The 18,177-nt window shown below is 69.1% G+C and carries 18 protein-coding genes; 11 read left to right on the forward strand and 7 right to left on the reverse strand.

The window, feature by feature from the left end:
* Positions 1 to 4: 4 nt before the first annotated feature.
* Positions 5 to 487, forward strand: coding sequence for a hypothetical protein (locus ACH495_RS02980; protein ID WP_396856064.1), 483 nt, complete (start codon positions 5 to 7; stop codon positions 485 to 487).
* 1,081 nt (positions 488 to 1,568) lie between these two features.
* The gene (locus tag ACH495_RS02985) at positions 1,569 to 2,138 is read left to right on the forward strand and encodes a hypothetical protein (RefSeq protein ID WP_396856065.1); all 570 of its coding nucleotides are present in this window, start codon (positions 1,569 to 1,571) and stop codon (positions 2,136 to 2,138) included.
* A gap of 934 nt (positions 2,139 to 3,072) precedes the next feature.
* Here the strand turns inward: ACH495_RS02985 and ACH495_RS02990 are convergent.
* The 3 genes from ACH495_RS02990 to ACH495_RS03000 form a co-directional block, all read right to left on the reverse strand.
* Positions 3,073 to 4,719, reverse strand: a complete 1,647-nt coding sequence (locus ACH495_RS02990; RefSeq protein ID WP_396856066.1) for a hypothetical protein — start codon at positions 4,717 to 4,719, stop codon at positions 3,073 to 3,075.
* A 306-nt stretch (positions 4,720 to 5,025) separates the two neighbouring features.
* A complete protein-coding gene (locus ACH495_RS02995) occupies positions 5,026 to 5,568 on the reverse strand; it encodes a hypothetical protein (RefSeq protein ID WP_396856067.1) in 543 nt (180 codons plus the stop codon).
* Between the two features lie 403 nt (positions 5,569 to 5,971).
* Positions 5,972 to 6,562, reverse strand: a complete 591-nt coding sequence (locus ACH495_RS03000; RefSeq protein ID WP_396856068.1) for a hypothetical protein — start codon at positions 6,560 to 6,562, stop codon at positions 5,972 to 5,974.
* Positions 6,563 to 6,984: 422 nt separating this feature from the next.
* On the opposite strand from ACH495_RS03000, the gene ACH495_RS03005 reads away from it, so the two are divergent.
* Entirely contained in the window at positions 6,985 to 7,245 is a 261-nt protein-coding gene (locus ACH495_RS03005) for a hypothetical protein (RefSeq protein WP_396856069.1), read from the forward strand.
* A gap of 499 nt (positions 7,246 to 7,744) precedes the next feature.
* Positions 7,745 to 9,673, forward strand: a complete 1,929-nt coding sequence (locus ACH495_RS03010; protein ID WP_396856070.1) for an FG-GAP-like repeat-containing protein — start codon at positions 7,745 to 7,747, stop codon at positions 9,671 to 9,673.
* Positions 9,674 to 9,740: 67 nt separating this feature from the next.
* On the opposite strand, the gene ACH495_RS03015 is transcribed toward ACH495_RS03010, so the two are convergent.
* Complete coding sequence (locus ACH495_RS03015; protein WP_396856071.1) at positions 9,741 to 10,628, reverse strand: hypothetical protein; 888 nt, start codon at positions 10,626 to 10,628, stop codon at positions 9,741 to 9,743.
* 121 nt (positions 10,629 to 10,749) lie between these two features.
* Positions 10,750 to 11,427 (reverse strand): hypothetical protein, encoded by a 678-nt coding sequence (locus tag ACH495_RS03020; protein WP_396856072.1) that lies wholly within the window; start codon positions 11,425 to 11,427, stop codon positions 10,750 to 10,752.
* A gap of 308 nt (positions 11,428 to 11,735) precedes the next feature.
* Here ACH495_RS03020 and ssd point away from each other — a divergent pair, with 308 nt between their 5' ends.
* The 7 genes from ssd (at position 11,736) to ACH495_RS03055 (ending at position 16,799) form a co-directional block, all read left to right on the forward strand.
* Complete coding sequence (gene ssd, locus ACH495_RS03025) at positions 11,736 to 12,839, forward strand: septum site-determining protein Ssd (RefSeq protein ID WP_396856073.1); 1,104 nt, start codon at positions 11,736 to 11,738, stop codon at positions 12,837 to 12,839.
* The gene (locus tag ACH495_RS03030) at positions 12,836 to 14,047 is read left to right on the forward strand and encodes a TadA family conjugal transfer-associated ATPase (RefSeq protein ID WP_396856074.1); all 1,212 of its coding nucleotides are present in this window, start codon (positions 12,836 to 12,838) and stop codon (positions 14,045 to 14,047) included. The genes ssd and ACH495_RS03030 overlap by 4 nt, the downstream gene beginning before the upstream one ends.
* On the forward strand, positions 14,044 to 14,814 hold the full coding sequence (locus tag ACH495_RS03035) for a type II secretion system F family protein (RefSeq protein WP_396856075.1): 771 nt from the start codon (positions 14,044 to 14,046) through the stop codon (positions 14,812 to 14,814). Before ACH495_RS03030 ends, ACH495_RS03035 begins: the two co-directional genes overlap by 4 nt.
* Positions 14,814 to 15,542 (forward strand): type II secretion system F family protein, encoded by a 729-nt coding sequence (locus ACH495_RS03040; protein WP_396856076.1) that lies wholly within the window; start codon positions 14,814 to 14,816, stop codon positions 15,540 to 15,542. The genes ACH495_RS03035 and ACH495_RS03040 overlap by 1 nt, the downstream gene beginning before the upstream one ends.
* A 23-nt stretch (positions 15,543 to 15,565) precedes the next feature.
* Entirely contained in the window at positions 15,566 to 15,733 is a 168-nt protein-coding gene (locus ACH495_RS03045) for a DUF4244 domain-containing protein (protein WP_013283643.1), read from the forward strand.
* A 146-nt stretch (positions 15,734 to 15,879) separates the two neighbouring features.
* Entirely contained in the window at positions 15,880 to 16,197 is a 318-nt protein-coding gene (locus ACH495_RS03050; RefSeq protein ID WP_396856508.1) for a TadE family type IV pilus minor pilin, read from the forward strand.
* A gap of 179 nt (positions 16,198 to 16,376) precedes the next feature.
* Positions 16,377 to 16,799 (forward strand): Rv3654c family TadE-like protein, encoded by a 423-nt coding sequence (locus ACH495_RS03055; RefSeq protein WP_396856077.1) that lies wholly within the window; start codon positions 16,377 to 16,379, stop codon positions 16,797 to 16,799.
* 117 nt (positions 16,800 to 16,916) lie between these two features.
* Here the strand turns inward: ACH495_RS03055 and ACH495_RS03060 are convergent, their stop codons facing one another.
* Both ACH495_RS03060 and ACH495_RS03065 read right to left on the reverse strand, forming a co-directional pair.
* Positions 16,917 to 17,495, reverse strand: a complete 579-nt coding sequence (locus ACH495_RS03060) for a hypothetical protein (RefSeq protein WP_396856078.1) — start codon at positions 17,493 to 17,495, stop codon at positions 16,917 to 16,919.
* Positions 17,496 to 17,703: 208 nt separating this feature from the next.
* Positions 17,704 to 17,910, reverse strand: a complete 207-nt coding sequence (locus ACH495_RS03065) for a hypothetical protein (RefSeq protein WP_107154710.1) — start codon at positions 17,908 to 17,910, stop codon at positions 17,704 to 17,706.
* Positions 17,911 to 18,177: the final 267 nt, after the last annotated feature.

Raw genomic sequence — 18,177 nt, forward strand, 5'->3', positions numbered from 1 at the left:
GACCGTGACGATCACGATCACCAACTACCGAGACCTGTTCGCCAACATCCGCAAACGCCCCAAGATGTGGCTCATCCGAGAAGACTTCGCCAGCGTCGTGGCCTTCATCGAAGGGTGCGACCAGGCAAACGCACGGACCTTGCTGACCGGCTTCCAACCATGGCTGGTCACTCAAGCCGGCTGCCTCGACAACCACGTCTGGTGGAGCATCGTCGCTCACCTGACCGAACCCATCGGCCCCAAGAACTTCCGCGACATGGGCCCGGATCTGGACGCCCGCACCGTCGAGAGCCTGTTCGACCTCCTCGACGAGTTCCTGGAGCTACGCGACGAGCACGACGGCATGAACCGTATCTTCGCCGCTCACGAACAGTGGCGCCGCCTCCGCGAACAGGACGGATGCAGCGCCACCGACGCACCCACCTGCCCTGGCGTCCCATGGCCCCGAGCCGCCAGCCGGATCAAGGCCAACAGCCTCAACCCTTGACAACAACCATTGAGACTCGTCCGGTAGGGCGCTCCACCTTGTCACCCTGGCCCTGGCCCGCTCCACGATGTGTGGGTCGGCGGCAGACGGGATGGCATCGGCGAATGCCGCCGCTAAGTCGATCGACAAAACTCCAGCGCGACTGAGACGATCTATGCCGTGACGACTGGAACGAGTGCCGTCGAGCGGCGAATCTGGATTCCAGCCAAATTTTTGGATTGGCACCACGACTCCTCCAGCACTCAGCCGCTCAATCCCGCACATCTGGAGCGCGCCTATCTAATGTGTGAGCATGCCAACGTTAGGCTCGGCACGTCCTGCACGGAATTCGACCGAGTTGACATTATCACGACCCTAAAGCGTGCCGTAACGCAACGCGTTGGTGCACTCAAGAAAGCTTACGGGTTCCATCTATTCCCTATCCCTGACAAGCCTAAAAGAGACCTCGATTTGTTGCACAGGCTTGGGCTTATTAGGCCGGTCATGCTTCGGAGTTTGATCGAAGTTCGCAATACACTCGAACACGAAGATGCGGATCCGCCTGACGAGGAAGCCTGCCGCAACCTGGTGGAGTTCGTCTGGTATTTCTTGAAGTCCACCGATCCGCTCCTACGTGGCCGCATGTTTGAGGTCTCATACGCGGAAAGCTTGATTCGGCCAAGGCGGAAGGGCTTGGAGAGTTGGCACGGCACTGTCCAGTACCGCCATCCTGACGAGGGTCCGCCCGAGGTTCAAATGCGTCTACCGCGGTCCGCGATCAAAGATTCCAAGGTAGATCAGCATCTGGAGATTATCGAAACGGGGGAGCGGCTTAATGCTCCGAGGTCGGAATCCTTTGTCATTGTCAAGGGTTTAATTGTAGGCCCCGAGTCGATATTGGAGCATCTTTGGGTAAGTTATTTCAAGGGCCCTCCCCATATGTGGGTGAATGCTGAAAGGGTGTCCTAAGGTCTAGGAGTAAGGAGGGGATGGTGAGGCGAAGGTGACTGGCAATAGAAGAGGGATACCCGCGTCAGTGGAGGCGGCCCTCTGGGCGATCAGCAATGGTCGGTGCTATGGCCCGGGTTGCCCTATGCCGGTAATGTTCGAAGTGCGTCCAAGCGTGTACCGCAAGAACGTGCAGATTGCCCACATCTACGGCGTGCGGCCGAGCGCGCCAAGGTACGTGATGGGAATGCAGGACTCGGAGCGCGACGCCTTCAGGCACCTTTTGTTGCTCTGCCTGCCTCATCACGCGGAGATTGATGACAGGAAGACCGGAGAAAAGCTGTATCCTGCGGAGGTTCTCCTTGATTGGAAGCGCAAGCATGAGGGCGAGAATAATGCGGAACTGAATCGCATAGGCCCGGTCGATGAAGACGTTTTCATGGAATACGTAACGGAGATCTTTGAGCCTCCACTGAAGCGTTTGGAATCGATAGCTGAGCAGCTAGAAAGGACGGGCACCCTTAATGCGAGCGCCGCAGTTGAGCTTCGCCGAATTGTTTCAGCTTTGACTGAAAACCCTGTGGGTTTGGATGCGCGATCGGTTCGGATTCTCGCGGATGCTGTGGACCGACTCGGCGGCAAAAGCTTTTCGCGAGCGGTCACTCAGTTCTCTGACGCAGCAACTATTATGGCGAGGGCGACGCGGCGTTTGCCCGAGCGTTGATCGGAGCAAGCGAGGTCAGCCGGGCTATACAGCCATCAGTACAGCCAAGCCCACCGACGGATCCAGCCCGAGACCGACGGCAGGCGACAGGGTGAGCAGGTGAGCAGCAGTCACCGACGCTGGCCGACAACAGTCTTGATCTTTGCAAAGCCGGGGGTGCGTCACGCTTGCGGCTTGCCCTGCGGGCGGCCTCCGGCCGTCCTCGGGCACCCGCAGCACCTCCTGCAGAGTGCAGGCAACGATCTTGGCTGTTCCCGAGGCGGTGAGCATCCTGAATGGGCAGATCATGGCCACTATGGTCTGTTTGCCGCAGTTGTCTTCCTGAGCAGGATGCCGCAACCTCCGGGCGTCAAATCTCGCCAGCATCCGTAGCGCCAACGACCGACACGACACTGGCGGCGCAGCAAAGTGGTTCCTAGATTCTGCATTTCTTAAAGGCGGCCCAGAACGGGCCGCACGCGCCGCCGCCTGGGCGCGCGCCGGCCGCTTAGCTGTCGGACGCGGCCGACACGCCTACGCCCGGCGGCTGGCGCGGAAGCGTGAAGCCCAAAGGGCCGCCGCAGAACGACAGAGGCGTTGACCGGGTGTGGGTGGGCCGGCAGCCGGCCGGGCCGCGCGGCCACGAGCCCGCGCGGCGAAGGGGAGCGCACGCCGGCTGCGTCGGCGAGCTGGCGGCGGTCGCGGGGTTGCGGTTACTGCGCCTCCGGCGGGGGCGCTTGGGCTCCGAGATGGTGGCAACCCCGTCGGCGTCTTGCGGTCCGTGGGTGGTTGCGCAGGCGATCCCGCCAGCCGACGACCCGGGCAAGCCGAGCAGACCACCGCCCGACCCCCGGCGTCCGACCGTGCGTCAAGGCCGCCGTGAGGTGGCGGGACGGGCGGCGGCCCGCCACCCGCAGGGCAGGTCGACGGCAGACAGTGAGGATGGTGGGTTCTTCTACTGAGGGGTTTCCTCCCAATCATCCTGTGTCAGGCGTCGAATGTAGATGTGCTCCTCCTCGATGCACTCCCATAGCCCTTCAGGATCCACTGGCTTACCGACAGATGCTTCCAATTCAGTTCGATTAACCAGTCGCATTTTCGGGGCGTAGAACTGAATGTATCCGAGGTCGAGTCGAGTCCCGCCAAACTCCATGCCGAAAGACTCGAAGCGAGCCAGTAGTGCGCCGCCACCACTAAACCTTGGGTCGGCAAGGAAATCCTTCAGTCGATCTCTTCTAAACTGCATCTTGAGGGCGTGGTAGGGCCACTGTGCCTGATCATCTCTGACAAGCGTCACTAGCATTTCAAGCTCGCGTAGATCTTTGGCTCCCAGCCCTTCGGGGACTGGAAACTGCTGCTGAAGAGACTTTTGTAGTTCGTCAAGCGCGATGATCAGGCGAGCCATCGGCTGATCTTCTGGGAAAACGTCCTCATTGAGATCGCAGAAACCGAAGACTGCGTGACCCATCCGGAACTCCACGCGATTTCCCGGCGTTAGAGCGCGGATAAGTTCCGCGACCGGCCGTACCGCATAGGGGAAGCGCCCAACGGGAGAGGAGATCTCGAAATCAAATGTCCCCGAACTTGACTCTTCGGCTGTGTCCATAAGAAATCTGACCGTCAACATTCCAGAAGGGTCTTGTCCGGAAACCGTAATTCCCCGACTGCCCCGTACTCGACTGCTCAGCTGAATTAACAGACTTGCTAGCGATTCGCCGTCTGCAGTTCGAACCTCAACCGCGCAGGGAAGTGGTAGTCCCTGATTGTCTTCGATGGACTGGATCTCGAGCTTGCTGGTGACGGCTGGCTGATCCCATCCGAACGCCCGTTTTGTTTCTTCGGAGGCTTGGATGTTGAAGTCCTCTATGTAGTCGCCAGGCACGGCAATATTCCCACCGTATTCCAAGACGCGTTTTAGTCGACGTGCTACGGCTTTCGCTTCGGGATCGTCAGTCCGGAAGGAGAAAACTGGAGTAATGGAAATGGGGTCGAGGGTGGCGGCGTCAGGGCGCTTCGCTGAATAGCGGATGGTGTAGCCATCTGGTCCCGTTGCGACATCTGCTCGCCAAAATGGCGACAGCTCATCAAGTCGAGTAGAAAAGACGCCAAGGCGTTTGATGGCATCTTGCAACCCGTTAGCCATCACTGCTTGTTCGTGCCCAAGCTCTCTGGCTCGCTGTCCCAGAACATAGAGCGGGCCTTCGACGTATCTAATTAGATCTTCGCGCTTGGCGAATTCGTTGTCGAGCCAATCCCGCCCCCGCCATTCAAGTTGGATCTCGGGGAACTCTGCCCGGAGCCCGTCGAACCATTTCTCCTCTGAGGGTGTTGGCTCAAGAGGCATCACTAAAGCCCAGCGCGCAGGTTTGTGCTTGGCTGCCCTCTTTAGCGAATGCTTGATTCCACGCTTTTGGCTAGCGCCTAGACGATCGGTATAAGACTTTACCTCGAAGATCACAAGCCCGTCGGGGGAATCCCAGCGTATGTCCCGACCATCATCACCACCTGAGCCATCGATGCCCTGCGCGGTTGGGTGCAGGTCGCGGATGAGCAACTTAACTGCTCGCTCGACGCGGTCCCGGTGATCTTGCCAACGGATCATGCCAGACTCCCGGCGTACGGCTGTTCGAAGGGTGGCGCCGACTCTACCGGTCGCTGAGGACTGAGTAGATCCTCCACGCCGAGTGCGCTGGTTCCACCGGGCGGATTGCGGTGGAGGAGATCGAGATGCGCGAGGTCTGAGCCTTCACGCCTTCGCTGCGTCAGGCCGTCGCGAGGCCGTGGAGCGTCGACCAACCGTGCCTAACGGTGACGGTCGATGTCTGCCGTTTGCGCAGCTCAAGTGGGCGATAGACGCCCTTTACCTGATTGGGCCAGCGCCCGGCGACAGTTCAACGCCAAGTGTCAGTCAGTAGCCGACGAGCAGCACCCCTTCAAAGGGGAGCTGTAGCCGCTGGCTGGCGTAGATGGCGTTGAACTGGTTCCGGGCGTCCCGGAACGCTGGCACCGATGCTTCACGGCCTGCGCTCTGATGGCGGTAGGCGATCGGTAGCAAGAGGGCAAGGTAGCGGGCGTCGAGGATGAGGCTCGTACGGACGATGTCTCGGTAGACAGCATTGCCGCGAGCGCCGCGGCCTGCTTCCGCTTCTAACACGATTCCGTGGCCATCGTGGAAGGCGTCGATCTCGTAGAGCACCTCTGCCTGCCCGTTGTCGCCAAACAGGACGGGCCGACGGATCTTCCCGGCAGCGGTCTTGCCTGTCTCAACCATGAATCCCAGGCTCTGTAGTCCACCAGCAAGATGACGGAGCACCATGTCGCTGGTGACGCCCAGGCGAGGCTCAAGCGTGGAGATGGCCGGGGCAGCGTCGTGGATTACGGATAGGAAGCTCTCAACCCACTCGGGTGGCCGAACATTGCGAGGGTAGTAGTTCCATACCGGGTAGGACATCAGGGCAGGGTAGCGGGTCCGCAGCAGCGCGGTGTTGAACCGGTGACTAGCCAGGTGTCGACAGCAACGGCGACAGCAACCGGCCCGGATGAGGACGCACTTCCACCGAGGCGTGGGGACGGTCGTCCGAGGTCGCGGACGCACACAGACGACGTCGGACGACCCGCACAGAGCTTGTAAGCGAGATGTCGTGGCGCAAGGGACTGCCCCGAAGTGATGCTCTGATGAGGCGTCGCTCCCAAAGCATTCGAGGCAGCAGCCAATGCGGCGCGAGCCGTAGCGGGCGTACAGGTCGGGCCTGGCAGGGCGGCGAAGTGGCGGATCGGTGCCCTGGCGGCGAACGTGTAATGCATGGGTCAGCCCCGTGGCGCTACGGTCAGGGCTAGTCGCGCGCGACGAGGGGTCATCTCGCGGTGTTGCTCGGCGTAGCGGGGACGTCCGCCGCCGGCGCTGGGTGCAGCAGCGTGCGCAGCTTCTTGCGCCCACCGAGACTTAAGCGCGATTGCCGTCGCTTGTTGCGTGTCTGCCTCGCCTGTCTGTCTAGCTGGACGGCTAGTAGTCTGAAGAATTCGAAAGCGGCACCTGTTCCGGAATTTATATCGTGGTTGTCCACGTAGGTAATGTAGGTGCGCACGTAGGCGTCTTGGTGCGCGCGAAGAATGGCATAGCCGAGTGTCGTGCCGTGAATGTCGTCGATCCCAATTAATCCGCGTTTCCATCCATGGCCTAGGCTGTTGAAAAGGTCCAGAAGTCGAATGAGTCGAATTTCTGGCGCTCCTCCCAGCCATGCGGTGGTCGCCGGATCGAAACGGAACCGCCCGTAATCTATCTCAATGAAGAGGCGGAGGGCCTCCGAGTCGTGCACGAAATCGTTCGAATATTGCCGCACTAGGGTAGCCCGATCGAGCGCGCGGGAGCGCCTGCTGGTCAAGATGTAGGTGCCAGCAGCGACTACCACCGCTGCGCTTGCAGCCAGGTCGTGAACGGGAATCATTTAGCTGGCACCCCGTTCCAGGGGCTTGTAGAAAAGGGGATATTCCATGACGCTTGGCGGACGAGTTCAACGCTGACCGCGCGTCGACCTCCGGGGGAAAGCCAGCTCGACGGCGGTCCTTGGCGGGTGTTAAGGAAGAGTGCCGCGCCCCTCAGTCTTACCGCGTGAGGTACTCCCGCAGGGGCGCTCATGTGAGCCTGAAAGGTCACTTGCAGCATGGCGCTGCTCCCGTCCGGAGCGCTGTCTGCCATGGACCTCACCTCCAGTGACGACCGTATATGCGGCTGTCAAGTAGCTGGCCGGTGCTGGAGGGTTAGTTTGGACCGAATGGCTAGGGCTGAGGCCTCCATTGACGGAGGTGACAGGTGATGGCCTGGCGCTAGGCTCTACCTCAATTGCCGAGCAGTAAGAGGGGTGCTGGCGTGGGCAACTCGGCGTGGGGCAACGGCTACCACCAGGGTTTCGGTGACGGCCTTGCCGAAGGTTCCAAGGGTGCCATGGGCGGATGGATCGTTGCTGGCGCGACGATCGTGGTGAGTCTCGCCGCGTTCGGCTACCGGGAACTTAAGGGGAGGAGCCTCGCCGAGCGCGAGCAGGAGATTTCTGCCGAAGAGTTGAGCCCTGTCGGCAAGGGAGGCGCGGGCGACGAGCACGATGCGGGCAGGGGCACCACAAGCGGGTAAGTCGCCGGTCTCGCTGTACGCGCGAACGGCCCGGCGGCGCCTGCTCGCCGACGAGGGATGCTAAGGGTTCCGCCCCGGTGGCCGATGGAACGGCTGTCTTCAGCGCTGTCGGGAAGGCGCTGACTCGCGGAATACTTGCAGTGCTTGCACGGACGGATCCCCCCGCGAGCAGCCACGGCCGGCGAAGTCAGCAGATCGTCAGCGGACGCTGTAACGCATCGCGGCTTCCGATGACGCTCAAAGCTGAAGCCGGTACGTCTGACCACGCGGTACGGCGCTCGATCACACTCGCTGCAACATCAGGTCACTTTCCCCGACGGGGGTCGTCTCTTTGGGCCGCCGGCCGTCGCGCTCCCCGCCGGGCCTCCGCCGACCTCGAATCCGCCGCCCCCACAGAGTCGATCATCAGCCCTATGATCTGGACGCACCGTCACAGGTTCGTCACATAGGAGTGCTCTTGACCTCTCACAGGAGAAAACCGGCATGGCGGCTCACCCGCATGTCGGCAGTCGTGGTCGTCGCCGCACTGGCGGCTGCCACCCCGGCGCAGGCGGTGAGCGGAGGCACCGCGGTGCCCGACGGCGCCTACCCGTACCTCACCAAGGTGGCAGTCGGCGGCCCCGACCCCCGCGCTTGCACCGGCGCGCTGGTCGATCCGGGGTGGGTCGTCACCGCGCGCAGTTGCTTCGAGGCCGCCGGTCCGCTGACGGGTGCCGGTGCGCCCGCCAACCCCACCACGGCCACCATCGGCCGTACCGACCTGACGGGAACCGCCGGCGTCGTCGTGCCGGTCACGCGTCTGGTGCCCCACCCGACGCGCAACGTCGTTATGGCGAGACTGGCCACCCCGGTTCCGGACATCACGCCGGTCCGGATCGGCGGTGCCGCGCCGGCCGTCGGGGACGTGCTGCGTCTGCTCGGCTACGGCCGTACCGGGACCGTGTGGGTGCCGGACCGTCCGCATTCCACGACGGTCGAGGTGACCGGCGTGTCCGCCACCACGGTGGCCGTTCAGGGGCAGTCGGGCCAGGCTGACCCCTGCAAGGGCGATGCCGGCGGCCCTGCGTTGCGGGAGGCCGCCGGGCAGGCGGAGCTGGTCGCCGTGCACGACACGTCGTGGCAGCACGGCTGCCTCGGGGTCACCGAGACCCGGCAGGGAGCGGTGGAGGCCCGGTTGGACGACCTCGCCGGTTGGGTGCGCGCGACGCTTCTGGACCCGGCCGCCGACCCGCTGCCCAAGCACGCCATCGACCTGCGCTGGCAGCCGCTGGCGGGGGCGACGACGTACGAGATCTACGGCTCGACCACCGCGGGCTTCCCGGCCGACGCCGCCAACCTGCTGGCCAGCATCCCGGGTACCACCTTCCGCCACCAGGCGCTCCCGGGGCGGCAGAAGTGGTACTACCGGATCGTGCCGGTCGACTCGACCGGTGCGCGGGGTGAGCCGTCCGCCGAGTTCTCGGCGACGACCGCCGTGTCGCCGGTCAGCGACTTCGACGCGGACGGGAAGGACGACGTGGTCGCCTTCGCCCAGGGCGCCCTGAAGGAGGTCAACGTCGCGCTCTCCACCGGCACCGGGTTCGGCACCCCGGCCCTGTGGAAGAGCAACTTCTCGTACGACGGTGAGATCCCGGCCGTGGGCGACGTGAACGGTGACGGCAAGACCGACGCGATCACCTTCACGCAGGGGACGAGCAAGGCGGTCTACGTCGCCCCGTCCACCGGTTCCGGGTTCGGGGCCGCGGTGTTGTGGAAGAGCAATTTCTCGTACGACGGTGAGGTTCCGGCCGTGGGGGATGTGAACGGTGACGGTCGCGACGACGCGGTGACGTTCACGCAGGGGACCACGCGCACGGTGCAGGTCGCGCTCTCCACGGGCACCGCGTTCGGCGCCGCCGCGCCGTGGAAGACGAACTTCTCCTACCCGGGCGAGAAGCCCGCGCTGGGTGACGTGAACGGTGACGGCATGGCCGACGCGATCACCTTCACGCAGGGAGCGAGCAAGGCGGTCCACGTCGCCCTCTCCACCGGTTCCGGGTTCGGGGCCGCGGTGTTGTGGAAGAGCAACTTCTCGTACGACGGTGAGGTTCCGGCCGTGGGTGACGTGAACGGTGACGGTCGCGACGACGCCGTGACGTTCACGCAGGGGACCACGCGCACGGTGCAGGTCGCGCTCTCCACGGGCACCGCGTTCGGTGTCACCGCGCCGTGGAAGACCAACTTCTCGTACCCGGGTGAGATTCCGGGTGTCGCGGACTTCAACGGTGACGGCCGGGACGACGTGGTCTCCTTCAGCCGAGGTTCGGCGGCTGACGTCTGGGTCGCTCGCTCCACCGGCACCGGCTTCGGCACGGCGGAGAAGTGGCAGGACGTGTTCGCCCCCGGCGTCCAGGTTCCGGCCCCGCGCGCCCAGTTGGTGACCGACTAGAGGTCCGGCGTCAGGACGGACGAGGGCGGTCGGGCCGGTACCGGCCCGACCGCCCTCGTCCCGGCTGTCAGGACTTGCGCAGGTTGACCACTGTGGTGTCGTTGACCTCGACGTACCGGTCGTACTCGCTGTCGTACCCCTGGGCCCTGGTGTCGACCTCCACCTTGCCCTTGACGAACGGCACGGTGCCGGTCGGCGTGGCGGTGGCGGTCCAGGCCGCCGGCGTGCCCGGGACGCAGTTCACCCGGGTGCTGAAATCGCCCCGGACGATGGTCTTCTTGACGATCTCGGTGACGGTGCCGGAGAGCGCCACGGAGGTCGGCTGGTTGCAGGTGACCGTGCCGTGCACGACCGCCTTGCCGCTCACCGTGCTGGCCGTGCCGTCGGTGGCGACGGCGAGCGCGAGGTCCAGCGGCGCGGGGGCCGGCGGGTTGGCGATGTGCACCTCGCCGCGGGCCGCCGCGGTGTCACCCTCGCAGTGCTGCTCGAAGGTGGCGTCGAACGTCTGGACGTAGCCGTTCGGCCCGAAGACGGCGTTGAGCACGGTGAACGTGCCGGTCAGCTCATTGCAGCCGCGGCCGTTCCCGTCCAGGCTCAGGCCGGGGCCCGCGCCGTTGAAGGGGTAGCGGGTCGCGTTCTCGTAGGTGCCCGGGGTCAGCGGCTGGCTGCCCGGGGCGTCGAAGTCCAGATACCACCAGTCGCCGCCGTAGCCGTTGACGTTGACCGACACGTGGCTGGTGTCGGTCGACGCGGCGGTGGTGAGCTGGTCGCCGTCGGCGACGGAATAGGCGTACGACCCGCCGCCGGTGATGTAGTCGCCCTGGTCGCCGCTGAAGGCGACCGAACCGGACGCCACCTGTTGCGCCTGTGCCGGCGCGGCGGCGACCAGGCCACCCAGCGCCCCCGTGATCGACAGGCCGGCCGCCAGGGCCGCCCTCCGCCAGGTCTTGTGCATCCCCGCTCCTCTCGGTGAGACAGCTGGACGGTCGTACCGCCCGGAAATTGCCGTCGATCAATTACCGCACAGAGTGGTGATGTCGTTACGCCGTGACGACAAAGGCGTCCATAAGGGATGGTCAGCGGATCACGGCGCGCAACGTCTGCCGGGCCGGCTCGAAGCAGGCGAGCGCGCGGCCCTGCTCGTCGGTCACCACCCAGGGGTGGCCCAGGTACGTCTGCTGCCGGTAGGACTGCCCCGCCTGGAGCACCGCGTACCGCTGACGCCGGCCGTCGTAGTCCAGCCAGTTGACGACCACGGGCGCGGTCCGGGCGTTGACGAAGTCGACGAACGTCTCCGGCCCGCCTCCGCTGGAGCGCAGCGTCGGCTCCCGGGACGCCGGCAGCGGGGTGAGTTCGCCGGGCCGGGGCGCCGGCGGCGCCGTCCGGCTGACCGACGGCTTCGGCGCGGGTGGCCGGGCCGCCGCGGTGGTGCGGCGGGGCGGGGCCGGCGAGCGGGTCGGCAGCGCGGCGCGGGTGGAGAGCGACACGGGCGCCGGAGAGTACGACTCGGTCGACAGCTCCGCAGCCGGCGTGCCGGGCGAGGCCAGGATCGCCTCGCCGCCGGCCGGGGGTGGCAGGTCGGGGCGACGCGGCATGGCGAAGAAGCTGAGCGTGCCGACCAGCACCACCACCATGATCCCGATCGCCACCGAGGCGAGGGTGGCCGGGGACGGGTCGCGGAGCCAGGCCTCGCCGCCCGTCGGCGTGTCCGGTCGGGCGTGGCGCCTTCCTGTGCCGTGCGGTGAATCGGTCATGGCCTCGATTCCGCGAGCCGGTGCCGTCCGTTCCGCGGCAGGGGGCTCCGATTATGCGGGACGGGCAGTGTCCCCAGTCAATGGCTGTCGGTGCCCCCGGTTCCGGCTGGTGAGCCCGGCCGGACCAGTCGTCCGGGCAGCGGTCGCCGCCGATCCGGCAGTGCGGATGCATAGCAGATCGACTCGTTCGCCGAGGTCTGTCCACAAGCCCCTCCGTTGTCCACAGGAGAGCGGCTGCGGCACCCGCGCGGCCGGTCGGATGGGCAGGCTCCACCACGGCACGTCCGAGTCCGACCGTTGGAGGCAGCATGCCGCCCCGCACCCCGCTCCCGCCGTACCGTCGATTGCCGCTGCTCGTCACGGCCGACGGTGAGCTGCTCGACGAGCTGTTGCGCCTCGCCGCGGCCGGCGGCACCGAGGTCGAGCTGGCGGCCGACCCGGCGGCCGCCCGCGCCCGCTGGGCGCCCGCGCCGCTGGTGCTGGTCGGCGCCGACCAGGCGGCGGCCTGCCTGCGGGCCCGCCTCCCACGGCGTCCGCGCACGGTGCTGGTCGGGCGCTCCGGCCAGCTCGATCCGGGTACGGAGCTGGCCGAGCTGATCGGCGCCGAGCACGTCGCGGCGTTGCCCGCGGCGGAGCCCTGGCTGGTCGACCGGTTCGCCGAGTGCGCGGCCGGGCCGGTCGGCGCGGGCCCCGGTCGGGTCGTGGCGGTGCTCGGCGGGCGCGGCGGCGCGGGGGCCAGCGTGCTCGCCGGCGGGCTCGCCGTCAGTGCGGCCCGGGCCCGGCTCCGCACCCTCCTGGTCGACGCCGACCCGCTGGGCGGCGGCCTCGACCTGGTGCTCGGGTGGGAGCAGCTCGACGGGTTGCGCTGGCCCGAACTGGCCGGCGCCGACGGCCGGGTGGATCCACCGTCGCTGGTCCGCGCGCTGCCCAGCCGTGGCGACCTGGTCGTGCTCTCGTGGGACCGGGGCGACCTGCGGCACCTGCCGGCCGAGGCGATGGCCGCCACTGTCGACGCCGGCCGGCGCGGGCGGGACCTGGTCGTGCTCGACCTGCCCCGGCATCTCGACGACGCGGCCGTGATCGCCCTCCAGGCCGCCGACCGGGCGTTCCTGGTGGTGCCCGCGGAGCTGCGCGCCACCGCCGCCGCGGCCCGGGTGGCCGCCGTCGTGGCACCGCAGTGCGCCGACCTCTCGGTGATCGTGCGCGGCCCGGCACCCGGCCGGCTCCGGGCGGCCGAGGTGGCCCGCGCGCTCGGCCTGCCGCTGGCCGGCACGCTCCGGCCCGAGCCCGGCCTGTGCCGGGGGCTGGAGCGCGGCGAGGCACCGGGCGCCACCGGCAAGGGCCCGCTCGCCGTGCTGTGCCAGCGGCTCGTCGACGAGCTGACCGGTCGGCCGGCGGCGGGCGCGGCGTGACCGGCCCGGCCGATCCGGGGGAGCTGGCCGCCCGCGTCCGACACCGGTTCGCCGCCGAGGCCACCCCGGTCACCTCCGCCGCGGTCGTCTCCGCGGTACGCGCCGAGCCGGGCGCCGGCGTGCTCGGCGACACCACCCTGCTGCGGATCGCCGACCGGGTGCACGACGACCTGGTCGGAGCCGGCCCGCTCGCGCCGCTCCTCGCCGACCCGGAGGTCACCGACGTGCTGGTGAACGGCGTCCGGGTCTGGGTCGACCGGGGGCGGGGCCTGCACCAGGTGGCCGTGCCGCTCGGCACGGTCGACGACGTACGCCGGTTGGCGCAACGGTTGACCGCGGCCGCCGGTCGCCGGCTGGACGACGCGTCGCCCTACGCCGACGCGCGACTGCCGGACGGCACCCGGCTGCACGCCGTACTGCCGCCGGTGGCGACCGACGGCCCCTACCTGTCGCTGCGCACCTTCCGGCAACGGCCGTTCACCCTGGCGGAGCTGGTCGACCACGGCACCGTGCCGCGGCCGGTCGCCCCGCTGCTCGACGCGGTGGTGGCGGCCCGGCTGGCCTACCTGGTCACCGGCGGGACCGGCTCCGGCAAGACCACGCTGCTCAACACGCTGCTCGGGCTGGTGCCCGGCACCGAGCGGATCGTGCTGGTGGAGGACGCCGCCGAGCTGCGCCCGGTGCATCCGCACGTGATCGGGTTGCAGGCGCGTACCGCGAACGTCGAGGGTGTCGGCGCGGTCGGCCTCGCCGACCTGGTCCGGCAGGCGCTCCGGATGCGACCGGACCGGCTGGTGGTGGGCGAGTGCCGGGGCGCCGAGGTGGTCGACCTGCTGGCCGCGCTGAACACCGGCCACGACGGCGGGGCGGGGACGCTGCACGCCAACGCCCCGACGGACGTGCCGGCCCGCCTGGAGGCGCTCGGGATGCTCGGCGGGCTGCCGCGGGTCGCGTTGCACGCCCAGGTCGCCGCCGCGTTGCAGGTCGTCCTCCAGGTACGCCGGACCGGCGAGGGCCGGGTGCTCGACTCGATCGGCCTGCTCCTGCCGGACGGCCCCGACCGGGTGGTGACAGTGGTTCCGGCCTGGATCCGTGGCCGGGGCCTCGGCCTGGCCGCCCGGCCGCTCGGCAACCTGCTGCGCGAGCGGGGGGTGCCCGTGCCACCGGTCCTCCGCGCGGTCTGGCCCGGCCGGGCAGGCCCCTCGTGACCGGGCAGCTCGTGCTGGTGGTCGTGCTGCTGGCGGGTGCCGCGGTGACGGTCGGCTGGCCGGTACGCGCCGGCCGGGCCCGACAGCGGGCGCTCCTCGACCCGGGTCCCGCTCCCGGCAGACGGTCCACCCCTGACCAGCCCGCCCCGGCGTCGGGCGGTCGGGGTGTGTTCCGGACCGTGTCCGTCCGGCGTGCCCTGCCGGCGGCGGCGCTGCTCGGTGGCGGGGTGGGAGCGGTCCTGGGCGGTCCGGTGGCCGCGCTGGCGCTGGCCGTCTACGGCACGCTCGCGGCCCGGGCGGCGCTGCGCCGACGTACCCGGCGGGCGGCCGAGCAGGACCACCGTTGTGATCTCGATCGGCTGGGTGCGGTCGCCGCCGATCTGCGGGCCGGCCTGCCGGCCGGTCGCGTGCTCGACGACGGCGCGGGGCGGATCGCCCGGCTGGCCCGGGCCGCGGTGCGGTTGGCCGACCGGACCGGAGCGCCGCTGGCCGACCTGCTCGAACGGATCGAAGCCGACGCGCGCGCGGCCGACCGGGGGCTCGCCGCTGCCGCCGCCCAGGCCGCCGGCGCGCGGGCGACGGCGTGGCTGCTCGCGGCCCTGCCGCTCGGCGGGATCGGCCTCGGTTACGCCATCGGCGTCGACCCGGTAGCCGTGCTCCTGCACACGCCGGTCGGCGGCGGCAGCGCCGTGGCGGCCGTACTCCTGCAGGTCGGTGGGCTGCTCTGGGCGGAGCGGCTCGGCGCCGGGCCCGGGCGGGCGACCTGATGTCCCGTCAGGTGGTGGCCGCCGTCTGCCTCGGCGGCGCCGCGTCGCTGCTCATCGTCACCGGGGCCGCAGTCCGCCCGGCCCGGCGGCTGCGCCGGCTCGCACCCACTCCTCGGCGGGGCCGGCCGGGCTGGTGGCCGGATCGGGTCCGGCTGGGCGCCGGCCTGACCGCCCTGGCCGTGGCGGTGACCGCCGGTGGCTGGGCCGGCCTGCTCACCGGGCTGCTGGCCGGCGTGGCCGCCGACCGTCTGCTGCGCCGGATCGAGCCCCGCGCCGTCCGGGAGCGCCGGCTGCGCGAAACCGCCGACCTGCCGCTCGCCGCCGATCTGCTGGCTGCGGCGCTCCGGGCGGGCGCACCTGTCGACCGCTCGGCGCTCGCGGTCGCCGAGGCGCTCGGCGGACCACTCGCGGACCGGCTCGGCCGGGCGGGCCGCACGCTGGGCCTGGGCGGTACGGCGACCGAGGCGTGGGCGCACCTGCGCCCCGTCGCCGGGGCGGAAAGCCTGGTCACCGCCGCGGTCCGCTCGTCGAACAGCGGTGCCGCGCTGGCCGGCTCGCTGACCCGGCTCGCGGACGACCTGCGGGCGGAACGTTCGACCGCGGCCGAGGCGGCGGCCCGACGCGCGGGCGTGCTCATCGTGCTGCCGCTCGGGCTGTGCTTCCTGCCCGCCTTCATTCTCGCCGGTCTGGTGCCGGTGATCGTCGCCGTCCTCGGTGACGTGCTGTGAACCATCGAGAAGGGACGTACGACATGCGCAAACTCCTCACCCGCCTGCGGGGCGACGCCGGCATGAACACGGCGGAGTACGCCGTGGGCACGCTCGCGGCCGTCGCCTTCGCCGGGATCCTGCTGAAGGTGCTCACCTCCGGCAACGTGCAGTCCGCGCTGACCGCCGTCATCGACCGGGCCTTGAAGTGACCGGGCGCCGGTGGGCCGGCCGTGGCCGGTGGGCCCGCGTTCCGGCCGCCCCGGAGGCCGGTGGCGGAGCACCGTACGTCGACCGGTGCGACACCGCTCGCCGCCGCCCCTGGGGCGCCCGGGAACGGGGCTCGTTCACCGCCGAGCTGGCGGTCGGCCTGCCGGCGTTGATGCTCCTTCTCGTCGCCGGCCTCACCGCGGTCGACGCGGTGACCACGCGAGCCGGCTGCGTCGACGCGGCCCGGGAAGCGGCACTCGCCGCCGCGCGGGGCGAGCCGGGCCCGCCCGCCGGCGCCCGGTACGCCCCGGCGGGCGCGGAGGTGACGCTGGCCGTGACCGGTGACCGGGTGACCGCTACCGTCCGGGCACCCGTCGGGACGTTCGGCACGCGCCTGCCCCGGTCGACCGTGTCGGGTGTCGCGGTGGCCGCCCTGGAACCCGGCGCCCCCGGACCGGTGCCGTGAAGCCGGCGACGCCGTCACCGACCGTCGGCTGGTCCGCCGCCGTGCCGCGTCCGGCTGGGTCGCGTCCTGGTGGGCCGCGCCTTGCCGGATCGCACGTTGCCGGGTCGCGTCCTGGCGGGCCGTGCCTTGCCGGATCGCACGTTGACGGGTCGCACCCGGACGGGTCGCGTCTTGCCGTGGTGGGCCTTGCCAGGCCCCGCACTGGCGAGCCGCGTCCAGCCCGGTGGTTCGCCGGCCGGTCGGCGCCCGAGCGCGGTGGGGCGACAGTGTGCCTGCTCGCCATCGGCCTGGTGTTCGTGCTCGTCGGGCTGTTCGGCGCCGGGCTCGGGGCCGCTCGATGCGCGCGCCACCAGGCCCGGGCGGCGGCCGACTTCGGCGCGCTCGCGGGCGCGAGCCGGGTGCTCGACGGGACGGACATCGCGTGCGGCTCGGCCGATGCGCTGGTGTCCGCCAACGGCGGCCGGATGACCGGTTGCCGGGTCGACGGCCTCGACCTGATCGTCACGGCGCAGGTGCGGGTCACGCCGCTGCCCGGGCTGGCCCGCGTCGCCACCGCGACGTCGCGGGCCGGCCCGGTGCGCGACGTCACCGCCGTGCCATGACCGTCCAGCCGCCCAGCGGCTACTCGGCGGTCAGGCGGTCAGGCGGTCGGGCGGTCGGGCGGTGAAGACCGCCGGGACGCCTGCCGCCCGAGCGGCACCGGCACCGGCACCTCAATGTCAGCGGGACTGGAGCGCGTCCAGGCCGACCGCCATGGCGATCACCAGGCGGCGATCGATGTGCGGGTGCTGGATGTCGACGACGTACCGGTCGCGCAGGCCCCACTTCTTGTCGACCGAGAACACCGGCTGGCCGCCGGCCAGGAAGTCGAAGTGGTAGGGCAGCCAGGAGAGCGAGTCGACGAAGCGGCGCAGCAGCGCCACCGGCAGGCTGCGCTCCTGCCCGGTCGCGGGCGGCAGGCCGGGCTGCTCGACGTGCCAGGTCGACCGCAGCAGCGACTGGGCGAAGTCCTTGCGGAACAGGCCGATGGGGGTGCCGGCGTGGTCGGTCACGTCGTAGGTGGCACCGAGGTCGAGCCGCTGGCGTGCCTTGAAGCCGAGGAGGGGGTACTGCTTGGTGTCATCGGTGTAGATGGTGACCTGCTCCTTGAAGGCGAGCCGCTTCTGCTGCGCGAACGCGAGCAGCCCACCCTCGGAGCCGTCCGGTGCCACGGCGTGCACCTCGTACTGGTTGACCATCATCCGGATCCGCTGGCGGACGATGAACCGGTGTTGGGCCTGCAGGTTGTCGAGCGACATCTGATCTCCTTCGAGGGGTCGCCGGAGTCTCGCACAGCGCCGCCACCTGCGCGCACCGGCGGCCGTGGTGCTGGCGAGCACGATCGACTCCTGCACGCCGAAGTGGCGGTATCGGTCATCGTCCGACACCGCCACCTCGGCGAGCTGGCGAGGCTCCCCCGGTCCGACCGCCCTCACCGCACACGGCGGCTCGTACGGCGAAGGGCGGTCAGCGTCCGCCGTCGACAGTGGCCTTCATCGCCCACGTGTTGAGCACCTGGTGAATGCCGCGCAGGCGTTCGTTGATCTGGTCCAGCCGTTCCGCCTGGGCCAGGTTCGCGAGCGCGGTACCCAGTGCAATCTGCTGGTCCGGGGTAAGGCTTTCCTGGTCAATGGTGTAGAGCAGCTCGACGGTCTCGGCGATCGTGTCGGCCACGGCGGCACCTCCGGCGGACGGGTCTCGGGTCGCGACTGCGCTACCGGAATGATGCATGGAAGCGCTCCCATACATCAATGCCCCGCTGCGCCCGTCCTCATGCCCCCGTCCCACCAACCAGACTCACTTCTCCCGCCAACCCGGCCGGAACCGACAGCACCTCTCCCGCGCACTGCCCCCGTCGATCGTGCACTTTGTGCCCAGGCGTATCGGGCGAAACGGGCGAAGTGTGGGCCGAAACTGCAAGGTCGACGGGGGTGGGTAGGG

The organism is Micromonospora sp. NPDC018662, assembly GCF_044391475.1.
GTDB lineage: Bacteria > Actinomycetota > Actinomycetes > Mycobacteriales > Micromonosporaceae > Micromonospora.

Bases quoted from the DNA above. Each gene is read 5' to 3' on its own strand.
- ACH495_RS02985 (WP_396856065.1), top strand. From the start codon at position 1,569: ATGTTCGAAGTGCGTCCAAGCGTGTACCGCAAGAACGTGCAGATTGCC.
- ACH495_RS03010 (WP_396856070.1), top strand. From the start codon at position 7,745: ATGTCGGCAGTCGTGGTCGTCGCCGCACTGGCGGCTGCCACCCCGGCG.
- ACH495_RS03020 (WP_396856072.1), bottom strand. From the start codon at position 11,427: ATGACCGATTCACCGCACGGCACAGGAAGGCGCCACGCCCGACCGGAC.
- ACH495_RS03000 (WP_396856068.1), bottom strand. From the start codon at position 6,562: ATGATTCCCGTTCACGACCTGGCTGCAAGCGCAGCGGTGGTAGTCGCT.
- ACH495_RS03015 (WP_396856071.1), bottom strand. From the start codon at position 10,628: ATGCACAAGACCTGGCGGAGGGCGGCCCTGGCGGCCGGCCTGTCGATC.
- ACH495_RS02990 (WP_396856066.1), bottom strand. From the start codon at position 4,719: ATGATCCGTTGGCAAGATCACCGGGACCGCGTCGAGCGAGCAGTTAAG.
- ACH495_RS02995 (WP_396856067.1), bottom strand. From the start codon at position 5,568: ATGTCCTACCCGGTATGGAACTACTACCCTCGCAATGTTCGGCCACCC.
- ACH495_RS03060 (WP_396856078.1), bottom strand. From the start codon at position 17,495: ATGTCGCTCGACAACCTGCAGGCCCAACACCGGTTCATCGTCCGCCAG.
- ssd (WP_396856073.1), top strand. From the start codon at position 11,736: ATGCCGCCCCGCACCCCGCTCCCGCCGTACCGTCGATTGCCGCTGCTC.
- ACH495_RS03045 (WP_013283643.1), top strand. From the start codon at position 15,566: ATGCGCAAACTCCTCACCCGCCTGCGGGGCGACGCCGGCATGAACACG.
- ACH495_RS03040 (WP_396856076.1), top strand. From the start codon at position 14,814: ATGTCCCGTCAGGTGGTGGCCGCCGTCTGCCTCGGCGGCGCCGCGTCG.